16 protein-coding genes are annotated in these 17,759 nt (G+C 71.2%); 6 read left to right on the top strand and 10 right to left on the bottom strand.

Translation table 11 applies throughout. From position 1 onward, the window contains the following. Window positions 1–420: 420 nt before the first annotated feature. The 6 genes from DSY14_RS19735 to DSY14_RS19710 form a co-directional block, all read right to left on the bottom strand. Entirely contained in the window at window positions 421–1,128 is a 708-nt protein-coding gene (locus tag DSY14_RS19735; protein ID WP_211718076.1) for a hypothetical protein, read from the bottom strand. Then, window positions 1,125–1,469, bottom strand: a complete 345-nt coding sequence (locus tag DSY14_RS19730; protein ID WP_211718075.1) for a hypothetical protein — start codon at window positions 1,467–1,469, stop codon at window positions 1,125–1,127. Before DSY14_RS19730 ends, DSY14_RS19735 begins: the two co-directional genes overlap by 4 nt. A 431-nt stretch (window positions 1,470–1,900) precedes the next feature. After that, on the bottom strand, window positions 1,901–2,629 hold the full coding sequence (locus DSY14_RS19725) for a DUF4097 family beta strand repeat-containing protein (RefSeq protein WP_307851277.1): 729 nt from the start codon (window positions 2,627–2,629) through the stop codon (window positions 1,901–1,903). Window positions 2,630–2,908: 279 nt separating this feature from the next. Further along, complete coding sequence (locus tag DSY14_RS19720; protein ID WP_211718074.1) at window positions 2,909–3,766, bottom strand: family 16 glycosylhydrolase; 858 nt, start codon at window positions 3,764–3,766, stop codon at window positions 2,909–2,911. A 138-nt stretch (window positions 3,767–3,904) separates the two neighbouring features. After that, window positions 3,905–4,498 (bottom strand): hypothetical protein, encoded by a 594-nt coding sequence (locus DSY14_RS19715; RefSeq protein ID WP_211718073.1) that lies wholly within the window; start codon window positions 4,496–4,498, stop codon window positions 3,905–3,907. Beyond that, window positions 4,486–5,745, bottom strand: a complete 1,260-nt coding sequence (locus tag DSY14_RS19710) for an MFS transporter (protein ID WP_211718072.1) — start codon at window positions 5,743–5,745, stop codon at window positions 4,486–4,488. The genes DSY14_RS19715 and DSY14_RS19710 overlap by 13 nt, the downstream gene beginning before the upstream one ends. A gap of 70 nt (window positions 5,746–5,815) precedes the next feature. Here DSY14_RS19710 and DSY14_RS19705 point away from each other — a divergent pair, with 70 nt between their 5' ends. The 4 genes from DSY14_RS19705 (at window position 5,816) to DSY14_RS19690 (ending at window position 9,557) form a co-directional block, all read left to right on the top strand. Further along, the gene (locus tag DSY14_RS19705) at window positions 5,816–6,799 is read left to right on the top strand and encodes a GlxA family transcriptional regulator (RefSeq protein ID WP_211718071.1); all 984 of its coding nucleotides are present in this window, start codon (window positions 5,816–5,818) and stop codon (window positions 6,797–6,799) included. A gap of 108 nt (window positions 6,800–6,907) precedes the next feature. Next, window positions 6,908–7,732, top strand: a complete 825-nt coding sequence (locus tag DSY14_RS19700; protein WP_211718070.1) for an ABC transporter ATP-binding protein — start codon at window positions 6,908–6,910, stop codon at window positions 7,730–7,732. Beyond that, window positions 7,729–8,733 carry an aliphatic sulfonate ABC transporter substrate-binding protein gene (locus DSY14_RS19695; RefSeq protein WP_211718069.1) on the top strand — a complete coding sequence of 335 codons (1,005 nt, stop codon included), beginning with the start codon at window positions 7,729–7,731 and terminating at the stop codon, window positions 8,731–8,733. Before DSY14_RS19700 ends, DSY14_RS19695 begins: the two co-directional genes overlap by 4 nt. Next, entirely contained in the window at window positions 8,730–9,557 is an 828-nt protein-coding gene (locus tag DSY14_RS19690; protein WP_211718068.1) for an ABC transporter permease, read from the top strand. The genes DSY14_RS19695 and DSY14_RS19690 overlap by 4 nt, the downstream gene beginning before the upstream one ends. 18 nt (window positions 9,558–9,575) lie before the next feature. Here DSY14_RS19690 and DSY14_RS19685 read toward each other — a convergent pair whose 3' ends face one another. From DSY14_RS19685 to DSY14_RS19670, 4 genes are all read right to left on the bottom strand, one after another. Next, window positions 9,576–9,938 carry an MmcQ/YjbR family DNA-binding protein gene (locus tag DSY14_RS19685; protein ID WP_211718067.1) on the bottom strand — a complete coding sequence of 121 codons (363 nt, stop codon included), beginning with the start codon at window positions 9,936–9,938 and terminating at the stop codon, window positions 9,576–9,578. 119 nt (window positions 9,939–10,057) lie between these two features. After that, a complete protein-coding gene (locus tag DSY14_RS19680; RefSeq protein ID WP_249188153.1) occupies window positions 10,058–11,440 on the bottom strand; it encodes an MATE family efflux transporter in 1,383 nt (460 codons plus the stop codon). A 214-nt stretch (window positions 11,441–11,654) separates the two neighbouring features. Beyond that, complete coding sequence (locus tag DSY14_RS19675; protein ID WP_211718066.1) at window positions 11,655–12,080, bottom strand: hypothetical protein; 426 nt, start codon at window positions 12,078–12,080, stop codon at window positions 11,655–11,657. Between the two features lie 120 nt (window positions 12,081–12,200). Beyond that, window positions 12,201–13,145 (bottom strand): AraC family transcriptional regulator, encoded by a 945-nt coding sequence (locus DSY14_RS19670; protein WP_211718065.1) that lies wholly within the window; start codon window positions 13,143–13,145, stop codon window positions 12,201–12,203. Between the two features lie 112 nt (window positions 13,146–13,257). On the opposite strand from DSY14_RS19670, the gene DSY14_RS19665 reads away from it, so the two are divergent. Together DSY14_RS19665 and DSY14_RS19660 are read left to right on the top strand one after the other, a co-directional pair. Beyond that, entirely contained in the window at window positions 13,258–15,609 is a 2,352-nt protein-coding gene (locus DSY14_RS19665; protein ID WP_249188152.1) for an alpha-L-rhamnosidase C-terminal domain-containing protein, read from the top strand. 763 nt (window positions 15,610–16,372) lie between these two features. Next, window positions 16,373–17,710: an ABC transporter substrate-binding protein gene (locus DSY14_RS19660; protein WP_211718064.1), complete on the top strand. Its 1,338-nt coding sequence runs from the start codon at window positions 16,373–16,375 to the stop codon at window positions 17,708–17,710. Window positions 17,711–17,759: the final 49 nt, after the last annotated feature.

Below are 17,759 nucleotides of genomic sequence, written 5' to 3'. Positions count from 1 at the left end.
GGGGAGGCCGGTGCCGCGTCGGAGCGCGGAGGGTTCGGGTCAGCGCACGACGGAACGGCACCGGCGGCGACAGAGGCCGTCATCGGTGCTCGTGAGCGACATGGAGATCAGTGCCATGCGCAGGAAGCGTGCGGGACCGAGCATGGTTGCGATTGTAGAACATGCACCCCGATGGGGTCACATCACCCTGTGTGAGCGGTTTGTCAACGTGTGCGTTGAAAGGCCGGACCGTGGTCGGTGCACGGCCGGAGAGGGGCCCCGAGGGGGCCGGTGCGACCGCGTTCCGTCGGATACGCGGGCACCGAGCTCGGGTGCGGTCCTCGCGCGTCGACGCCGCTCCGGTGTGAGCAAGGAGACCCGCGCGGTGGCCCGGCCCCGAGGGCCGGCCCGTGTACGGCGCACGGTTCCCGCCCGGGCGGGTCAGGAACGGGGCGCCGCGTCGTCCGGGGGCTCCGGGGCGCGGTGCCTGCCTCGGGGCCGAGGCGGGTCCGCCTCGGGTCGCAGAGGGGCCGGGGGCTCGGGCGTGGAACGCCGGTGCGCGCCGGGGCGCTGTTCCTCGGGTCGGCGCTGCTCGGGGATGGCGTCGAACACGGTTCCCGAGGGCGACGAGGGAGCCCGTCCGACCCGGGCGATGTCGCGCCACGTGATCGCCGGCCCCCTCTGGAGCGGCACGGTCACCGGGGCGTCGTGGGAGAGGGTCAGTGGAGGCCGAGGGTGGCCCGGGAGGAAGAAGGGCCCGCGTCGGTTCTCCGCCATGGCCGTCACGATTCCGTGAGGGTCGCGCCGGTGCAGCACGGTCGTCACCAGTAACACGACGGCCACCGCCAGGAGGGCCGCGTTCGAGTACCCCCAGACGGGCTGGATCACCTCGTCAGTGAGGGTGCGCAGGGTCGACGGTTCCTCCAGGTTCTCCCCCGGGCCGGGGCGGCCGTACGGGTGGAGTGTGCGCAGCACCCGGATCACCAGGCCCAGAGCCCCGTACAGGCCGAGGAACCCCGCGGCGGCCAGGACGAGCCCCCGTCCGCTGGTGAGCCGCCGGGCCCGGAGCAGTGACAGGGCTCCGAGGGCGAGGCAGCACAGCGGCACGGCGACGCCCAGGGTGGAGGACAGGAGCGGGGACAGGATCATGAGTGACCTTCCCGGACCGTGGGGCGTGTTTCGCCCGGTCCGTCGACGGGTGTTCCACGGGTGGCGGCCAACGCCAGTGGGACGAGGCCGATGATCGGCAGCACCCAGGACAGGTGGTCGACCACGTTGAGGACCTGGAGCGACCCCGACACGACCCCGAACCCGGTCATCACGATGAACACGATGAGGCCGAGGACGCCGCCCAGGACGACCAGGAGCAACCCGGGGACCACCAACGCGCGATCGCGGCGATCCACCGGGCCGAGCAGACACAGCCCCGCGATCGCCGCCACCGCGGGCAGGATCGTCAGGACCAGGGACAGTAAGGACTGGAAGGACATGCGGATCTCCCCGAGAGGTGGCAGGGGTCCGAGGCTCCGGGGCAGTGGAGCTCCCGTGTCAGGGCCGGCACGCGCGGTGAGTCTAGGACAGGCCATCGTGACCGGCCCTCATTCGCGACCCCGGTGGCCGAAAGTGGCCAAAAGTAGCCGATCATGTACTCAGGGTGATCAATTGAAAAGGGGTCGATCCTCCCTCTGGGCGCCGATGCGCGCACGGCCGGGTGAACTCCGAGCGCAGGTCAGGGCCGAACGTGGGGCGTGCACCGCCCTTTTCGGAGAACGGGTCCGTGGAGGGCCGAACGGACCATCGAGGACGCCCACGCCGAGGGCGGAAGGGATCGGCCACCCTCGGCCGCGGCCGGTGCGGACGCGACCACGGTGCGGGCCCCGTCGGCTCCGACCACGTTCCCCGTCGGGTGGCCCTGAGAGTGTCAGTCCAGGGGGACCAGCGTGATGGTGCCGTTCTCGGTACGGGCGTTGACGGTGCTGTCGGCGTCGTCCTCGGTGTCGATCTCGGCGTCGATCCGCCCGTTGCCCACGGTCTCGAAGACCGCGTAGGGGCCGTCGGGGAGGGTGAGGGTCGCTGCGCCGTTGTTGGTGCTCACCTCCACGTCCGTGGGCCGGGAGGCGAAGGTGGCGTCGACGGTGCCGTTGTCGGTCGCCATCGCCACGGTGCCGGAGGTGATCCCGTCCAGTTCCAGGTCGCCGTTCTCGGAGGCAAGGTCGAGCGCTCCGGAGAGATCGGTGGCCCTCACCGTGCCGTTCTCACTGGTGACCTCAACCGCGGAGGTGAATCCGTTGAGGGAGACCGTGCCGTTGTCGGTGCGCACCGACAGTTCGACGTCGGCGGGGAGGGCGACCACGTAGCGCACGTGGCAGCGGGAGAACACGGCGCAGTCGGAGCCCAGGGTGAGGGTGTCGCCCTCCAGGCCCCACTCGCCGCCGGCCTGCCCGGAGTCCTCGCGGGTCACCCTGATCCCGTCGTTGTCGGAGGCGATGAGCGCGAGTTCGGCGTTGTCACCCTCCACGATCAGGGGCCGGGGAACCGTGTCGTAGCTGCGCGCCTCCGCGTCTCCGAGGGGCCCGGAGCATCCCGCCACCAAGGTCAGGACGAGCATCGGGGCGGCTGCGGTCACGGAGCGCACGGCCTGTCGGGTCACGGGTTCTCCTCGGGTGCGGGCGGGGCGACGAACCCGACCGGGGTGGTCGCAGGCGACTGTGCGACGGCGCCCTCGTCCACCCGTGCGGGAGCGGCCGTGAGGAGCCGCCTGTGCGCCTCCGACCTCGGAGGACACGGTGTTGGATCGGGTGTTCCGGGCATGCGCGGAGAGTAGCACTCCGGCGGGCGCCGGACGCCGAGGAGCGGGTGCCGGCGTGGCCCGTCACGACGAGGGGCCCACGGCGCGTCGCCGTGGGCCCCGGGGTGTGGGGGAGCGGGGTCAGCTCTGGTCGTAGACCCGCACGTAGTCCACCTTCATCTCCTGCGGGAACTCGGTGCTCTCGTCGGGGTAGCCGGGCCACTGCCCGCCGACGGCCACGTTCAGGATCATGAAGTAGTCCTGGTCGAACACCCAGTCGCCGTCGACGTCGTCGGGGGTGATGGTGTTGAAGGGGACACCGTCCACCGACCAGGTGAGGGAACCCGGCTCCCAATCGATCGCGAAGACGTGGAAGTCGTCGGAGAAGTCCCCGCCGTCCGGGTGGTCGTAGGCGGCGCCGACACCGTCGCCGGCCGAGTAACCGGGCCCGTGCACGGTGCCGTGGACCGTGCCGACGTCGCTGCCGATGAACTCCATGATGTCGATCTCGCCGGAGTCCGGCCACGGGGTGTCCGGGAAGTCCGAGCCCAACATCCAGAACGCCGGCCAGATGCCCTGTCCACTGGGCAGGTGGATGCGCGCCTCGATACGCCCGTAGGAGTGCTCGATGTTGTTCTGGGTGGTCATGCGCGCCGAGGTGTAGGAGCCGTCGCTCTCCTGGCGGGCGGTGATGACGAGGTTGCCGTCGCCGTCGAGCGCGGAGTTCTCCCGGCTCTCGGTGTAGTTCTGCAGTTCCTCGTTGCCCCAGCCGTGGTCGCCGGTCTCGTGGTTCCAGTAGGCGGGGTCGGGGGCGTCACCGGCCGCGCCGTCGAATTCGTCGGACCACACGAGCTCGCCGGGTTCGGCCGCCTCGGCCGAGGTCAGGGCGCTGTTCTCGGTCACGTCACTCCCGGTCCAGGTCAGGGCGGTGGCGCTGAGGGCCGCCGCCGCTCCGAGACCGACGGTGGCGGTGAGGGTGTTCTTGATGCTGCGGCGCATCCGCTTCTCCAAGAGGGATTCGGGGCCGTCGGTCCGATCCGGACACGCGCGTGCTAGCGGGTCGCGCGCGGTTCCGTCGGGGTCGGCCGAGGCCACGCTGAACAAGTGTTAAGTGACTGTAGGTCTGATTCCGCTGTGTCACAAGGGGGTTTCGGAGAGATTCTGGGATCGCTCCCACGGGCGAGTGCGACCGGAGCGGTGCGTCGCCCCCTCCCTGCCGCGCCCACGCCCTCGGCGACCTGGAGGGACCGCGTCGGCAGCGGGTCGAGGCCGACGGAACCACCCCGCCACCACGATCGCGGTGACCCCCGCCGAGAGGACCATCAGTGCCACCGAGAGCACCCACTCGCGCGATCCGGCCGGTCCGTAGACACGGTCCGAGGCACCGGAGTCGACCGCCGGGATCTCCTCGCCCGTCGCGCAGTCGGAGCGGTCCGCCGCGTGCAGTCGCACCGATCGTTCCCCGGTCGGAGCGCCGACGGTCCCGCCCTCGTCTGGCGACCCGTGCTCGGGCTCGGGGGTGAAGCCGCCCTGGCACACGCACGACTCGTGCCCCGGGTGCTGCACGCAGGACAGAGTCGCGGCCACGAACACCCCCGGTGTCCCCTCGCCCTGCGCGGCGCGTACCCCCTGCTCCCACCCGGACAGCCCCACGTAGCCGAGCAGACCGACGATCACCAACACCACCAGGGAGAACGCACTGGGCCGCCTCGCCCGTGTCATCGCAGCCATGTCCGCGCACCCAGGAGCGCCACCATCGCGGACAGGCACAGCGCCGCGGCCAGCAGCCACACCGGCCCGTACCCGCCGCCCACGTCGCGCACCAGACCACCGGTGACCGCCATGGCGCCCGCACCCACCTGGTGCACCGCGTTGACCCAGCCGAACACCACGGCGCCGGCGGAGCCGAACCACCGGTGGGCCAACAGGATGGTCGGTGGCACCGTCGCCACGTCCAACAGTCCGAACACCACCACGAACACCACGATCGCGGGGCCCGCCTGAGGCCCGAGCGCCAGGGGCAGCAGGGCCAGCGTCAGCGCCCGCCCCCCGTAGTAGGTCGCCAACAGGACGAGGGGGTCGCACCGGTCCGTCAGCCAGCCGGAGGCCACCGTCCCCACGAGGGAGAACACCCCCACCGCCGACACCAGCGCCGCGGCCGCCGTCACCGCCATGCCCTGGTCCTGCGCGGCGGGCACGAAGTGCGTCCACAACAGTCCATTGGTGGTGGCGCCGCACACCGCGAAGGTTCCGGCCACGAGCAGGAAACGACGGTCGCGCACCGCGCCGAACAGCACCCTCAGAGTCCGGGCCGCGGCGCCCGTCGCCGGCGCGGGACGGGGGACCGGTCGGGGCGCGCCGTAGGGGTGTGACCCCACGTCGGCGGGATGGTCGCGCAACACCAGGACGGCCAGGACCGCCAGTACCAGCGCGGTCAACGCGAGTGTCACCAGTGCCGGTCGCCACGAGTGGTGGTCCACCACCCACGCCAGCCCCGGCAGGAACACCATCTGCCCGAACGCGGCGGCCCCGGTCAGCGCGCCCACCACCAGGCCGCGCCGTTCCACGAACCAGTGTCGGGCCACCGTGGCGGCGAAGGTCATCGACAACGACCCCGTGCCCGCGCCCACCAGCAGCCCCCAGTACAGGGTGAACTGCCAGGGATGGGACATGAGGGTGGTCAGCGTGGTGCCGATGGCCACCGTGACCAGTGCGACCCACGCCACGCGGCGCAGCCCGAAGCGGTCCATCCACGCCGCCGCGAAGGGGGCGACGAGCCCGTAGACCACCATGTTCACCGAGGCGGCCAGGCCGATACCCGCCCGCGACCACCGGTACTCGGTGTGCAGGGGGTCGGTGAGCAGTCCGGGCACGGTCGCGAAGGCGGCCGCTCCGGTGATGACGAGCCCGGCCGCCATGGCCACCCACCAGGCTCGGCGCGGTCGAACGGACGCGTTCGTGTGTGTCGTCGTCGGCATGGCTCCAGGCTCGCGTGGGCGCACCGACGTCGATAGTGGCCCGAAAGCCAACAAGTGAAAGAATCGGGCCATGAGCGTCTTTCGGCACCCCGAGCGTCACCCGGTCCTCGTCCTGGCCCGGCAGGGCCTGTTGTCCTTCGAGGCCGCGGCGGTGCACCGCCTCTTCGGCCAGGCCCGGGACCCCGGCGGCGCCCCGCTCTACGAGGTCCGTACCTGCGCACTGGAACCCGGGCGGGTGCGTACCGACGCCGACTTCGAGATCCTCGTCGACCATGGACCCGGTGCGCTCGCCGAGGCCGCCACCGTGGTGCTGCCGGCCGCCGACGAGGACTACGGGGAGCGTCCCCACGACCCCTTGGCCCCCGACCTGGCCGCCGCGCTGACCCTGGTCCCGGACACCGCGCGCGTGGCCTCCATCTGCACCGGCGCCTTCGTGCTGGCCGCCGCCGGGATGTTGGACGGGTGCCGGGTCACCACGCACTGGCGTTCGGCCGCGTACTTCCGTGCCATGTATCCGCACATCGAACTCGACCCCGACGTGCTCTACACCGACAACGGTCGCCACCTCACCGCCGCTGGGGTGGCCTCCGGCATCGACCTCTGCCTGCACATGATCCGGTGCGACCACGGCGCGGCCGTCGCCAACGAGGTCGCCCGGGGCACCGTGGTTCCGCCCCACCGTGACGGCGGCCAGGCCCAGTACATCCGCCGGCCCCTGCCCGAACCCGGACGCGCAGCCACCGCGGCCGCCCGTGCCTGGGCGCTGGAGCACCTGGAGGACCGGCCGGGCCTGCCGGAGATGGCCGCGCACGCCGGGATGAGCGTGCGCACCTTCACCCGTCGCTTCCGGGACGAGACCGGGCTCTCCCCGGGGCGCTGGCTGGCCGAGCAGCGACTGGACCTGGCGCGGCGGTTGCTGGAGGGCTCCGAGCTTCCGGTGGACCGGATCGCCGACCGCGCCGGCTTCGGTACGGGCGCGTCTTTGCGCCAGCACATGCACCAGAGCCTGGGGGTGTCGCCGAGCGCCTACCGGCGCACCTTCCGCGGTGCCTGAGCCAGGTCCCGAGCCGGTGAGGCGCTCCTGGTCGACAGCCCGCCGCCGCATAGTCTATATTTCCTACAGATTTAATCGGTAATAGGCTCATGCCCCTGGAGCACCCCCATGGCCGGCCCGCCCACCCGCACCCACCTGCCCGCCGCACGCGTGACCGTGCGCGGCCTCCACCGGGCCTTCTCCCACGGGTCCACCGCGCACCTGGTCCTCCGTGACATCGACCTCGACGTCCCACCGGGGGAGACCCTGGCCCTCCTCGGCCCCTCCGGCTGCGGAAAGTCCACCCTCCTACGGCAGATCGCCGGACTCGACCGGCCCACCGGCGGCTCCGTCGAGATCGACGGCGCCACCGTCCACGACGTCCACCCCCGCTGCGCCGTCGTCTTCCAGGAACCGCGCCTCCTGGCCTGGCGCACCCTCGCGGCCAACGTCGCACTCGGCCTCCCGCGCGGCGGCGACCGCGCCGAGGGGCGCGCCCGCATCCGGCACTGGCTCGACGTCGTCGGACTCGCCGACTTCCACGACCACCGGCCCCACCAGATCTCCGGCGGCATGGCCCAGCGCGTCGCCCTCGCCCGCGCCCTGGCCCGCCGACCCGGGGTCCTGCTGCTCGACGAACCCCTCGCCGCCCTCGACGCGCTCACCCGACTCCGCATGCAGGACCTCATCGACCGGGTCCAACGCGAGGCCGGCACCACCGTCGTCCTGGTCACCCACGACGTCGAGGAGGCCCTCCATCTCGCCGATCGCGTCGCCCTGCTCGGCCACGCACCCGACCGGCCCGGCGCCACCGTGCGCGGCCTGGTCGACGTGCCGCCCGGCCGCCCCCGCGACCGAGGAGACCGGACGCTGGCGGCCCTGCGCGCCGACCTCCTCGAACGCCTCGGCGTCCCCCGCCGCTCCGGTCCCACCCTCACCCAGGAGACCCCGTGAACCGACGACCGACCACGACCCTGACCGTGCTCGCCCTGTCCCTGACCCTCACCGGGTGCCTGGCCGGGGAGGACGCCGCACCCACCACAGGTCGGGCCGACACCCTCCGTCTCGACTACGCCCACTACAACGTCGCCGCCCTGGTCGTCCGCGACCAGGGCTGGTTGGAAGAGGACCTGGACGTCGACGTCGAGTGGGTGCTCTCCGAGGGCAGTAACAAGGCCAACGAGAACCTGCGCGCCCGGACCATCGACATCGGATCCACCGCCGGCACCCCCGCCCTCCTGGCCCGGGCCAACGGCACACCCCTCAAGGTCGTCGACGTCTACAGCCGGCCGGAGTGGTCGGCCATCGTCGTCCCCGCCGACTCCGACATCGAGGCGCCCGCGGACCTGGCCGGGGCCACCGTCGCCGCCACCTCCGGCACCGACCCCTATTTCTTCCTCCTGCAGACCCTGGACGGCGCCGGAATCGACATCGGCGACATCGACTACGCCGACCTCCAGCACGCGGACGGCCGCACGGCCCTGGAGAACGGCGACGTCGACGCCTGGGCCGGGCTCGACCCGCACATGGCCGCCTCCGAACTGGAGTCGGGGTCCCGACTCATCCACCGCGACCTGGCCCTCAACAGCTTCGGCACCCTCAACGCCGACGAGGACTTCATCGCCTCCGAACCCGCGCTCGTCCAGGCCGTCGTCGACGCCTACGAGCGCGCCCGTTCCTGGATCACCGACCACCCCGACGCGGCGGTGGACCTGCTCGCCGAGGAGGCGGGCATCGACCCCGGGATCGCCGCACTCCAGCTCACCGAACGCACCCACCTGGACAACGATCCCGTCCCCGGCGACGAACTGCACGGGACCCTGGAGCGGATCCTGCCCTACCTGGTCGACAACGGCCTGGTCCGGTCCGAGGAGGAGGCGACCGCGGCCCTGGAGACCCTCTTCGACCCCACCTTCGCGCGCAACGCCGCCGACGGTGGCGGGGAGGACGGATGAGCCTGGACACCCGTCCCGACGTCGTGCCCGACACCGCCCGGACGTCCACCCGGCCCCCGGCGACCCGCCGGATCGGGGCGCGCCTGCGGGCGCCGGCCCTGGCGCTGGTCGTTCCCCTCGCGCTGGTGGGCCTGTGGCAGTGGGCGGCCACCGCGGGGTTCTACAACGCGGCCCAGCTCCCGCCGCCACTCGCCGTGGCCGAGGCCTTCACCGGCCTGGTCGAGCGCGGCGAGATGTGGTCGCACCTGGGCATCAGCCTGCAACGGGTCCTTCTGGGCTTCGCCTGGGGCACCGTCATCGGCGTGGCCGTCGGCGGTGTGGTCGGCCTGGTGACCCCGGCACGTCTGCTCCTGGCGCCCACCGTCCAGGCGGTGCGCGCCGTCCCCTCGCTGGCGTGGGTGCCGTTGCTCGTGCTCTGGCTCGGTATCGGGGAGGCCCCCAAGGTGGTGCTCATCGCCATCGGCGCGTTCTTCCCCGTCTACACCACCGTGTCCTCGGCCCTGGCCCACCAGGACCGCCACCTCGTCGAAGTCGGCCGGGCCTACGGGTTGCGCGGGGTGGGGTTGTTCGCCCGCGTCCTGCTGCCCGCCGCAGCGCCCTCGGTGCTCGCGGGGCTGCGCCTGGCGCTGGCCCAGAGCTGGCTGTTCGTGGTCGCCGCCGAACTCATCGCCTCCACCATGGGGTTGGGGTTCCTGCTCACGCACAGCCAGAACACGGGGCGCACGGACATCCTCCTGCTCGCCATCGTCCTGCTCGCGGTGTGCGGCAAGACCACCGACGCGCTGCTCGGTGCGGTCGAACGCCGCGTCGCCGCCACACGCTGAGAGCGGTCGGTCCCTCGTCTACCCCGCCTGGGCGAGGGACTCCGGACTCGGCACCGCGGTCAGCAGGTCCTCCGGGGCGGTCAGGTACCAGGCCTCCAGGGTGAGCTCACAGAGCTCGTCCAGCTCGATGCCGGCCAGGTGCACGACCACCCAGCCGAACCCGCCCGCGGTGAACTGCACCTCGAACACGTCGGGGCGTTCGGCGACCAGCGCCGCCTGTTCGATGAGGGTCTGTTTGAGACCCACGGTCTCGGTGTCCGGCCAGAGGTAGCCGAACGGTCTTCCGCGCACCCGGAACGTCGTGTACCGCTGCGACTCGGTGCTCGCGCACTCCGGAAGCGCGTGCACCGACGTCAGGAACCGCTCGATCTCCACAGCCATGGCTCAGAGACAACCACACCCCACCGACAGAGTGGGAGGCGGGCGGTACGTGGTGGGAACGTCCGAGACCGCAACCGTGGTCCGGGCCCCCCGACTCGCCGCCGGGAGCCGGCCCCATATCAGTGGCGTACCGCCGTGACGCCGAGGAAGCTCGCACCCTGTCCCAGGACCAGGCCGACGGAGGCGACGGCGTAGGCGAACCAGAGCCAGGTCAGTCCGCCGGCCGCCGCGACGGGGAAGGCGGCCAGGGCCAGGCATCCGAAGCAGAGCGCGAAGGTCCGGAGGGTGGGGGCGGTGCGCTTGAGGGCCAGCAGGCCCATGCCGGGCAGGGCCTGGGCCCCGTCGGCCACCACCACGACGAACAGGACCGGGAGGAGGGCGACCACCAGGGCCCGGACCTCGGCGTCCGGGGTGAACACGCCGAGCAGAGGTCCGGTGACGAGCGAGATCACGAGCACGCTCGCGGCGACCACGGGCAGGGCCAGGACGATCCCCGCCAGCAGGGAGCGGCGCACTTCGCGGTACGCGGGTGCGGTCTCGGTGGCGGCGGCGCGGGCCATGAAGGGCACGGCCGCCTGCCCGACCGCGGTGGCGGGCAGGAACACGAAGGTGGCCAGGGTGACCAGGATGTGGTGAGCCGCGGCATCGGCCACGCCCACGGTCGCGGCGGCCATCGCCACCAGGCTCAGCACCCCGAACTTGATGAGCAGGGTTGATCCCATCGGCAACCCGACCCGGGCCATGCGCCACACGGAGGACCACTGCGGGCGCCCCAGGCCGACCCGATGGCCGGCCAGGACGGTGCGCCGACGCAGCAGGAGATGGGCGACGACCAAGGTGACGCACGCGTTGGTGAGCATGGCGACACCGGCACCGCTCATGCCCAGCGCCGGAACCGGCCCCGGGCCCAGCACGACCAGGGGGATCAACGTGACCGACAGAGCGGTGTGCACCAGGCCGATCCCCAGGGCCTCCCGGGAGCGGCCCAGGGCGATGAGCAGGGTGGTGGCCGAGGTCTGGAAGGACGTCGCCACCAGGGTGAGGGCCATGAGGTGGGGGAAGAGGCCGAAGGCGGCGACCGTCGCCTCGGGGACCCCGATGAGCGCGGACACGGTGGGCACGGTGGTCATCACCAGGGCGCCCAGGGCGCCGGAACACAGTGCCGGCCACATGGCGTCCCGGAGGGTGGGCGCCAGACGCCCGGGGTCCTCACCGCTCTGGGCGACGAAGGGCATCGAACCGCGAAGGGCGCCCTGCACGACCATGACGGCCGGGTTGAAGACGGCGATGGTCATCGCGTAGGCGGCCAGTGACGCGGTGCCGGCGTGGCCCAGGACCGCGGCGGTGACCAGGGTGCCGAGGACACCGGCGATCATCGACAGGTAGAGCGGGAAGGCCTTCGCCGCGATGTTCCCGGTCAGAACCGGAAAGGGCGGAGGAGAAGGGTGTTCTTGCGAGGAACGGGCAGGCGTGGACTCGTGGTCTTCGGCCGGGGGAGGCATGGTTCCACTCGTGCTCGACGGGGGTCGGCGTCAACCTACCACCGTGGCGCGCCAGGACGATCGGTGCTTTCGCACTGCGTCCCCGGCCGCTTCCCGCGGGGAGGACGAGGCCGCGCGGGGGCGGTCGGGTTCGGGCGGTGGTGAGAGCGCGCCGGCGATGGAGCGGGCGTGGGTGTGAGACGCGCCGGGGTCCGAGCCCCCGGCATCGTCGCCCTCAGACCGGCTCTGGCCGGTCCGTCGTCGTGTGCGTCGCGGTGTAGGCGCGGAGGGCGTCGGCCTCGCGGCGGAGTCGCTCGGCGTCCTCGCGGGCGCCGAGGGAGGCGTAGCGGTCGGCCTCGGAGGTCCGTTCCTCGATCTGTGCCCGCAGAAGGGAGAGGGCCTCGTCGAGCGTCAGTGCACGGCGCCGCGCCTCGGTCGAACCGACGCCGTGCTCGGCCCCGGCGATGTGCGCGCCGGTGGTCTCCGCGGGCGCTCCCCGCACCGGCACGGCCTCGGCGTTGTCCAGCGCGGCGATGGTGGTGCGCAACGCTGCGACGGAGTCACGACGGCGCGCCTTCATCGCGGTGGTCAGATCGGCGCGGAGCATCGACCGCAGGGCCGCGGTGTCCTCGACGGGGGCGGGGCCGGTGGTGTCGCTCATCCCTGGTCTCCTTGCGCTCGGGCCGATCATCGGTGGGCCACCGTGACGCCCCTGATGTTCCCTGAAATTCCCTATTCTGGCTCTTCATCCGCTCCGATAGGGAGTATAGAGGAATATTCATCAGGGCGGAAGTGGGTTTTCGCTGCGGCCCGTCCGGCGGCCACGGAAACGCAGGGGAGAGGTCCCCTGGCCGCGTCGGAAGGCGTGGGAGAAGGCGAAGGGCGAGCTGTAACCCACCCGTGAGGCGACCTGTTCCACGGACAGATCGGTGTCGCGCAGCAGTCCCCGCGCGGTGTTCATCCGCCACCAACTCACGTAGCTCATTGGTGGCATTCCCGTCAGTGCGGCGAATCGGCGTGTGAAGGTGGCCCGGGACATCCGTGCGGTGCGGGCGAGCGCGTCCACACTCCAGGGGTGGGCGGGATCCCGGTGCACCGAGGCCAGCGCGGCGCCGATGCCCGGGTCGTCCAACGCGCGTGCCCACCCTTCCACCTGTGCGCCGGAGGTCGGGCGCAGACAGGCGCGCAGGATGTACACGAGAAGCGTGTCCAACAGCAAGGGAAGCAGGGCATCACCGCCCGGTCGGGACGTTGCGGTCTCCTCGCCGAGTTCCGCCAGGACCCGGGTCAGGCCCGCCCCGCTCTCACGTATGTGGATGTGTGCGGGGAGCGCCGTGAGCAACGAGTGCGTCCGCGCCCGGTCCATCCGGTAGCCACCGGCGACGAAGGCCACCGGCGGCCGGTCGTCGGGTGTTCCGTAGGTGTGCCGGTGGAAACCCCCGGCACTCGGGCGGGCCTCCTCCATCGTCCGTGTCGGAGCGATCGAGGTGTCGGCCAGCCCGTAACCACCTCCGTGCGGGGAGAACACCAGGTCACCCGGGACGACGCGCAGTGGCTCGTCCGCGCCATCGGGGAAAAGGTGGCACACGCCGGCCAAGACTGCCATGAACCCGGCCACCTCAGGATCGCCCGGCAGATACCACCCCCAGGTGCCGTGCATCTCGACCCGGGCGCCGCCGGGGGTTCCCGAACGCATCGAGGTGACCACGTCGCTCAGCAGATCCATGGCGCGAGTGTAGGTGTTGTGAGCTTTTGGCGAAGGAAAAGCGGATTCTGAGGCATGGAGCGTCTCAAATGTGCTTCTTAGGGTTGAAGACACGACCAGAGGAGATCTCGCCATGACGATGACGCCCACCGCAGAGGAACTGTCGCGTACATCCCTGCCCGAGGATGATGCCTGGCGCGCGCTGGTGGTCCTTCCCGATGCTCCGCTCATCGGTCCGGCCGAGGTGACCGTCGAGGATGATCTTCAGGGTGTCGGTGTTCCCTGTACCCGGGGTGGCCCGGGAACCGGCGTGGGCGAAGGAAACGCGGGGAAAGCAAGGGTCAGCCGACTGCTCGCGGAGGGCGGTCCATCTCTCACTCTGCGTACCCGCGCCCGACACAGCGCGTCGGTAATCGTGGACCTGGGACTACTCGCCATGGGGTATCTGGAGGTGGTGGTGCAACGGATCAGCGGAGCGCCGCTGCGGGTGGCGCACGCGCAGTTCCGAGACCAACTCTCCCCGAAGGGTGACGGCCTTCAGGCTTTCTTCGGTACCGACGCCGCTCCCTGGTCCCGCGTCGACCTCTTCTCGCCGCGTGACACACCGGCGACCCTGGTGAGCGAGGGTAAACGGGAGACGCGCTACCTGCTCCTCACCCTCGACGGCCCTGGCGAGGCCGTCATCGACCGCGTCCGCGTGCGCTCCACCGTCTACCCGGTGCGTCGCGACGGACACTTCCTCTCCAGTGACGGCCTGCTCAACCGGGCTTGGCATCACAGCGCGCACAGTGGTGATCTCGCGTCGGTCAGCGAGGACAGCGACCTGCCCGGGGCGCCCGAGGGGCCCAGCCCTTGGATGCTGACGGCCCCCTTCGACCGGATCCTCTTCATGGGCGACCTGCACATGCAGGCCTTGGCCGGGTACCAACAGAGCGGCGACTACCGACGGCTGGTACGCCACTCACTCCGGCAGTTCGGCTGGGTACAGAACCCCGACGGTTCCTTCCCGTTGGCCGTCTCCCACTTGGTCCACGGGGATGCCGAACACCCGGTCGAACCCGGTCCCCCCACTGGGTGGCGCGTCCCGGAGAACGGGCCCGACCCGGACCTCGCTCTCGGCTACGTGGGCGACGGTATCTCGCTGTTCCACGACGTCACCATCCACAGCTTCACCGCCTTCTGGGTCGCGGCTCTGGCCGATCACTACCTGTACACCGGGGACGCCGCCTTCGTGCGCCCGCTGTTGCCGGTCGCCCGCCGCGCCATCGCCTTCCTGAGCAACCGTACCGACGCCGACGGCCTCTTCCGCGAGCAACACGACCGACGCACCGACCCGGACGCGCCACTGGCACTGGTCGCGAATTGGTCGCCGCTCGACCTGGCGGTCGGGGTCGACTCCCTCACCAACGCCGTCCTCCACCGCGCACTCCAGGGCCTCGCCGAGTTGGAACGCAACCTCGCTGAGGCCCCCGACGCCGCCCTGCGCCTCGATGAACAGGCCGAGCGTGTGCGGAGGGCGCTGCTCGAACGGCTGTGGGACGCACGGACCGGCGCGATGGTCCTTAACAGCGACGACCCCACCCGTGACCACACGGGCGACGCCAACGCGGGGAACCTGGTCTTCGGCACGCTGGACGCCGACCGAGCGCGTCGGGTGATGGAGTTCCTGGGGACGAAACTGGCCACGCCCTACGGCACTCGATCCAGCGAGTTCGAGGACAACCCCTACCGGGCCTCGGACATCCAGGGCTACGTCCAGGCTCTGGAAGCCCTCGGCCGTGTACGCCACGGCGACACCCCGGGGGCTCTCGACCTGATCCGCCGCTGGTGGGGGCACATGCTCGACGAAGGCCCGGGCACCGGCTGGTTCGCCTGGCAGACCGACGGCACCAGACGACACGGCGACTACGCCAGTACCCCGTGGACCACCGCTGTGCCTGCCCTGACAGAGGGAGTTCTGGGAGTGCGCCCGACCGGGCCCGGGTATCGGCGCTGGCGCGTGGCGCCCGAACCCGCCGACCTCGCTTGGGCGCAGGGTCGAGTGCCGACTCCGGGAGGAGGTCTGGCCGTCCGCTGGGCCCGGGCCAGAGTGCTCAGGGTCGGGCTCGACACCGATTCCGGAGCTCGGGCGGCGACCGGTGGCGGCGCCATCGAGGCGAGAGGGGCGAGGACCGGAGTGAGTAAGGGAGCAGAAAGCGACGCGAGCTTGGGCGCGGCCGCGGCAGGGGATCCGGCCACCGAGCCGATCGAGGAGTCGTTCGTTCTCACCGTGGAACCCTCCGAGGGGGAGGGAGAGGTCGTGGTCCCGCTCCTGGGTCGCCCCCGCCGGATCGCTGTGGACGGCCTGCTCCGCTGGGATGGAGAGGGGCCGGTGAACACCTCGGGTGGAACGCCGGATGGACCTCGTAGCCGTGGGGACGCCGTGGTCTTCACCGGAGTCACGGGTGCCCACACCTTCGCTTGGTCCGGGCCCAACCACGAGTAGAACACGGTGTCACGAAACAGGAAGCGCAGTGAATAGGCGGTTGGGGTGAGCGAAGCAGGTCGGTGAAGCCTCTGGACGAAGGAGTGCGGGAGGTCCGTTGCGCACAGGTTCACAGGTCGGGCTCGGCCAGTGAACCTGTGGACGACCCGTGCCCGCCACAGGCGCGGCGGCGCTCTGGCGGTCGGGTGCGTGAGCGTGGGCAGCGCGCTTCGGGCGGGAACGAGGGGCACGGCGTAGGGGGCGCGAACCGCCCGTGAACGAGCGCGGTGGTCGGGGTCCATCACCCGCCCGACGCCGTGCCGGGCCACCGGCCCACCATCACCCCGGTCCTTCGCTCGACCCGTTGCGCGACGTCGCCGCTCACTCCACCCCGGCTTCCACCCCGCATCGGTTCACACCCGATGGGTAAGCGTTTTCCTGCCTCCTGTGTCCGAACGTCCCCTCAAGGTCCGTCCCGGGCCGGCGGGAGGTCGCGTGAAGGTGGAGGGTGCTCGCGGGGTCGAAAGCGGAGGTGAGCGCCGATGATCCTCCGGAACCCTTCGTGATCTGCTGTTTTTCGCGATCTTGAAGAAGCGGTGTGCGGCTTTGCCCGACCGGGGCGTCTCGATGGCGGACCATTGACACCCGTGAAACACGGTGTTAAAAATGTCGGAATCCGCTGTTTGGATAGCGCTTACCAAGCGTGGTGGATCCACTTTCTTCACGCGTCTTCACACGCGGTGGCGGTTGTGAGTCCGTCCCGTATTCGAAGGGAAGTCTCAGCATGCGCGTACCCCCCCACCGGCCCGCGGGTGGCAGGTTCGACCGATTCCGAAACCGTCGCGGCCCGGTGACGGGCGCGCTCGCCGCGACCACCGCGCTGGTGCTGGCGGTCTCCGCCTGCGGTGGATCGGGCGACGACGACGGCACCGTCCAGTTGCGCTTCTCCTGGTGGGGCTCGGACGAGCGCCAGTCCACCATGAACGAGGTCATCGCCAACTTCGAGGCCGACAACCCCGGCATCACGATCGCGGGGGAGAGCACCGACTGGGGTTCCTACTGGGACCGGCTGGCTACCAACACCGCGGCGAACGACTCGCCGGACATCGCGATGCAGGAGGAGCGTTACCTGCGCGAGTACGCCGACCGGGGCGCGCTGTTGGACCTTCAGGAGCTGGACGACCTGGACCTGTCCGGGCTGGACCCGCTCATCGCCGAGAGCGGTGACCTGGACGGCAGCACGTTCGGTGTCGCCTCGGGGGTCAACGCCTACGCCATCCTCGCCGACCCCGAGGCCTTCGAGGCCGCGGGTGTGGACATGCCCGACGACGATAACTGGACGTGGGACGACTACGTCGAGATCTCCGGGGAGATCACCGAGGCCACCGACGGCGAGTACGTGGGCACCCAGAGCATGGCCTACAACGAGGCCGGCTTCCAGGTCTTCGCCCGCCAGCACGGGGAGAACCTCTACAACGAGGACGGATCGCTGGGCTTCTCCCGGGACACCCTCGCCGCCTGGTTCCAGATCACCCTGGACCTGGTGGAGAACGAGGGTCAGCCCAGCGCCTCGGAGAGCGTGGAGATCCAGGCGGGTGGTATCGACCAGTCGGTGATCTCCAACAACGCCGGAGCCATGGCGCACTTCTGGACCAACCAGCTGGGCGGGGTCAGTGAGACCTCGGGTCGGGAGGTCCAGCTCCTGCGCTACCCGGGAGAGACCGAGTTCGACCGCACGGGCCTGTTCCTCAAGCCCGCCATGTACTACACGGTCTCGGCCGGCTCCGACCACCCCGAGGAGGCCGCGCTCTTCCTCGACTACATGATCAACGACCCGGCCGCCTCCGAACTGCTCCTGGCCGACCTCGGACTGCCCGCCAACCTGGAGGTCCGCGAGGCCATCCTGGACGACCTGCCCGAGGCCGACACCCGCACGGCCGAGTTCATGTCCGAGATCGAGGGCACCATCGTGGACGGCAACCCGCCGCCGCCGATCGGGGCCGGCCAGGTGGTGGAGATCAGCAGCCGGGTCACCGACAACCTGCTCTTCGGCGACATCACCCCGGAGGAGGCCGCGGACCAGTTCATCTCCGAGGTCGAGTCGGCCACCGGCGGCGGCTGACCGGGCGGTCGTGGGTGCGCACCCCTGTCGCGCACCCACGGCCCCGCAC

It is taken from the genome of Nocardiopsis sp. MG754419 (genome assembly GCF_018207095.1).
Classification (GTDB): domain Bacteria; phylum Actinomycetota; class Actinomycetes; order Streptosporangiales; family Streptosporangiaceae; genus Nocardiopsis.
The sequence above is the reverse complement of the archived record's forward strand: the minus strand, read 5'-3'. Positions and strand labels throughout refer to the sequence as shown.

Bases quoted from the DNA above. Each gene is read 5' to 3' on its own strand.
- DSY14_RS19735 (WP_211718076.1), bottom strand. From the start codon at position 1,128: ATGATCCTGTCCCCGCTCCTGTCCTCCACCCTGGGCGTCGCCGTGCCG.
- DSY14_RS19730 (WP_211718075.1), bottom strand. From the start codon at position 1,469: ATGTCCTTCCAGTCCTTACTGTCCCTGGTCCTGACGATCCTGCCCGCG.
- DSY14_RS19720 (WP_211718074.1), bottom strand. From the start codon at position 3,766: ATGCGCCGCAGCATCAAGAACACCCTCACCGCCACCGTCGGTCTCGGA.
- DSY14_RS19715 (WP_211718073.1), bottom strand. From the start codon at position 4,498: ATGGCTGCGATGACACGGGCGAGGCGGCCCAGTGCGTTCTCCCTGGTG.
- DSY14_RS19710 (WP_211718072.1), bottom strand. From the start codon at position 5,745: ATGCCGACGACGACACACACGAACGCGTCCGTTCGACCGCGCCGAGCC.
- DSY14_RS19705 (WP_211718071.1), top strand. From the start codon at position 5,816: ATGAGCGTCTTTCGGCACCCCGAGCGTCACCCGGTCCTCGTCCTGGCC.
- DSY14_RS19700 (WP_211718070.1), top strand. From the start codon at position 6,908: ATGGCCGGCCCGCCCACCCGCACCCACCTGCCCGCCGCACGCGTGACC.
- DSY14_RS19690 (WP_211718068.1), top strand. From the start codon at position 8,730: ATGAGCCTGGACACCCGTCCCGACGTCGTGCCCGACACCGCCCGGACG.
- DSY14_RS19685 (WP_211718067.1), bottom strand. From the start codon at position 9,938: ATGGCTGTGGAGATCGAGCGGTTCCTGACGTCGGTGCACGCGCTTCCG.
- DSY14_RS19680 (WP_249188153.1), bottom strand. From the start codon at position 11,440: ATGCCTCCCCCGGCCGAAGACCACGAGTCCACGCCTGCCCGTTCCTCG.
- DSY14_RS19675 (WP_211718066.1), bottom strand. From the start codon at position 12,080: ATGAGCGACACCACCGGCCCCGCCCCCGTCGAGGACACCGCGGCCCTG.
- DSY14_RS19670 (WP_211718065.1), bottom strand. From the start codon at position 13,145: ATGGATCTGCTGAGCGACGTGGTCACCTCGATGCGTTCGGGAACCCCC.
- DSY14_RS19665 (WP_249188152.1), top strand. From the start codon at position 13,258: ATGACGATGACGCCCACCGCAGAGGAACTGTCGCGTACATCCCTGCCC.
- DSY14_RS19660 (WP_211718064.1), top strand. From the start codon at position 16,373: ATGCGCGTACCCCCCCACCGGCCCGCGGGTGGCAGGTTCGACCGATTC.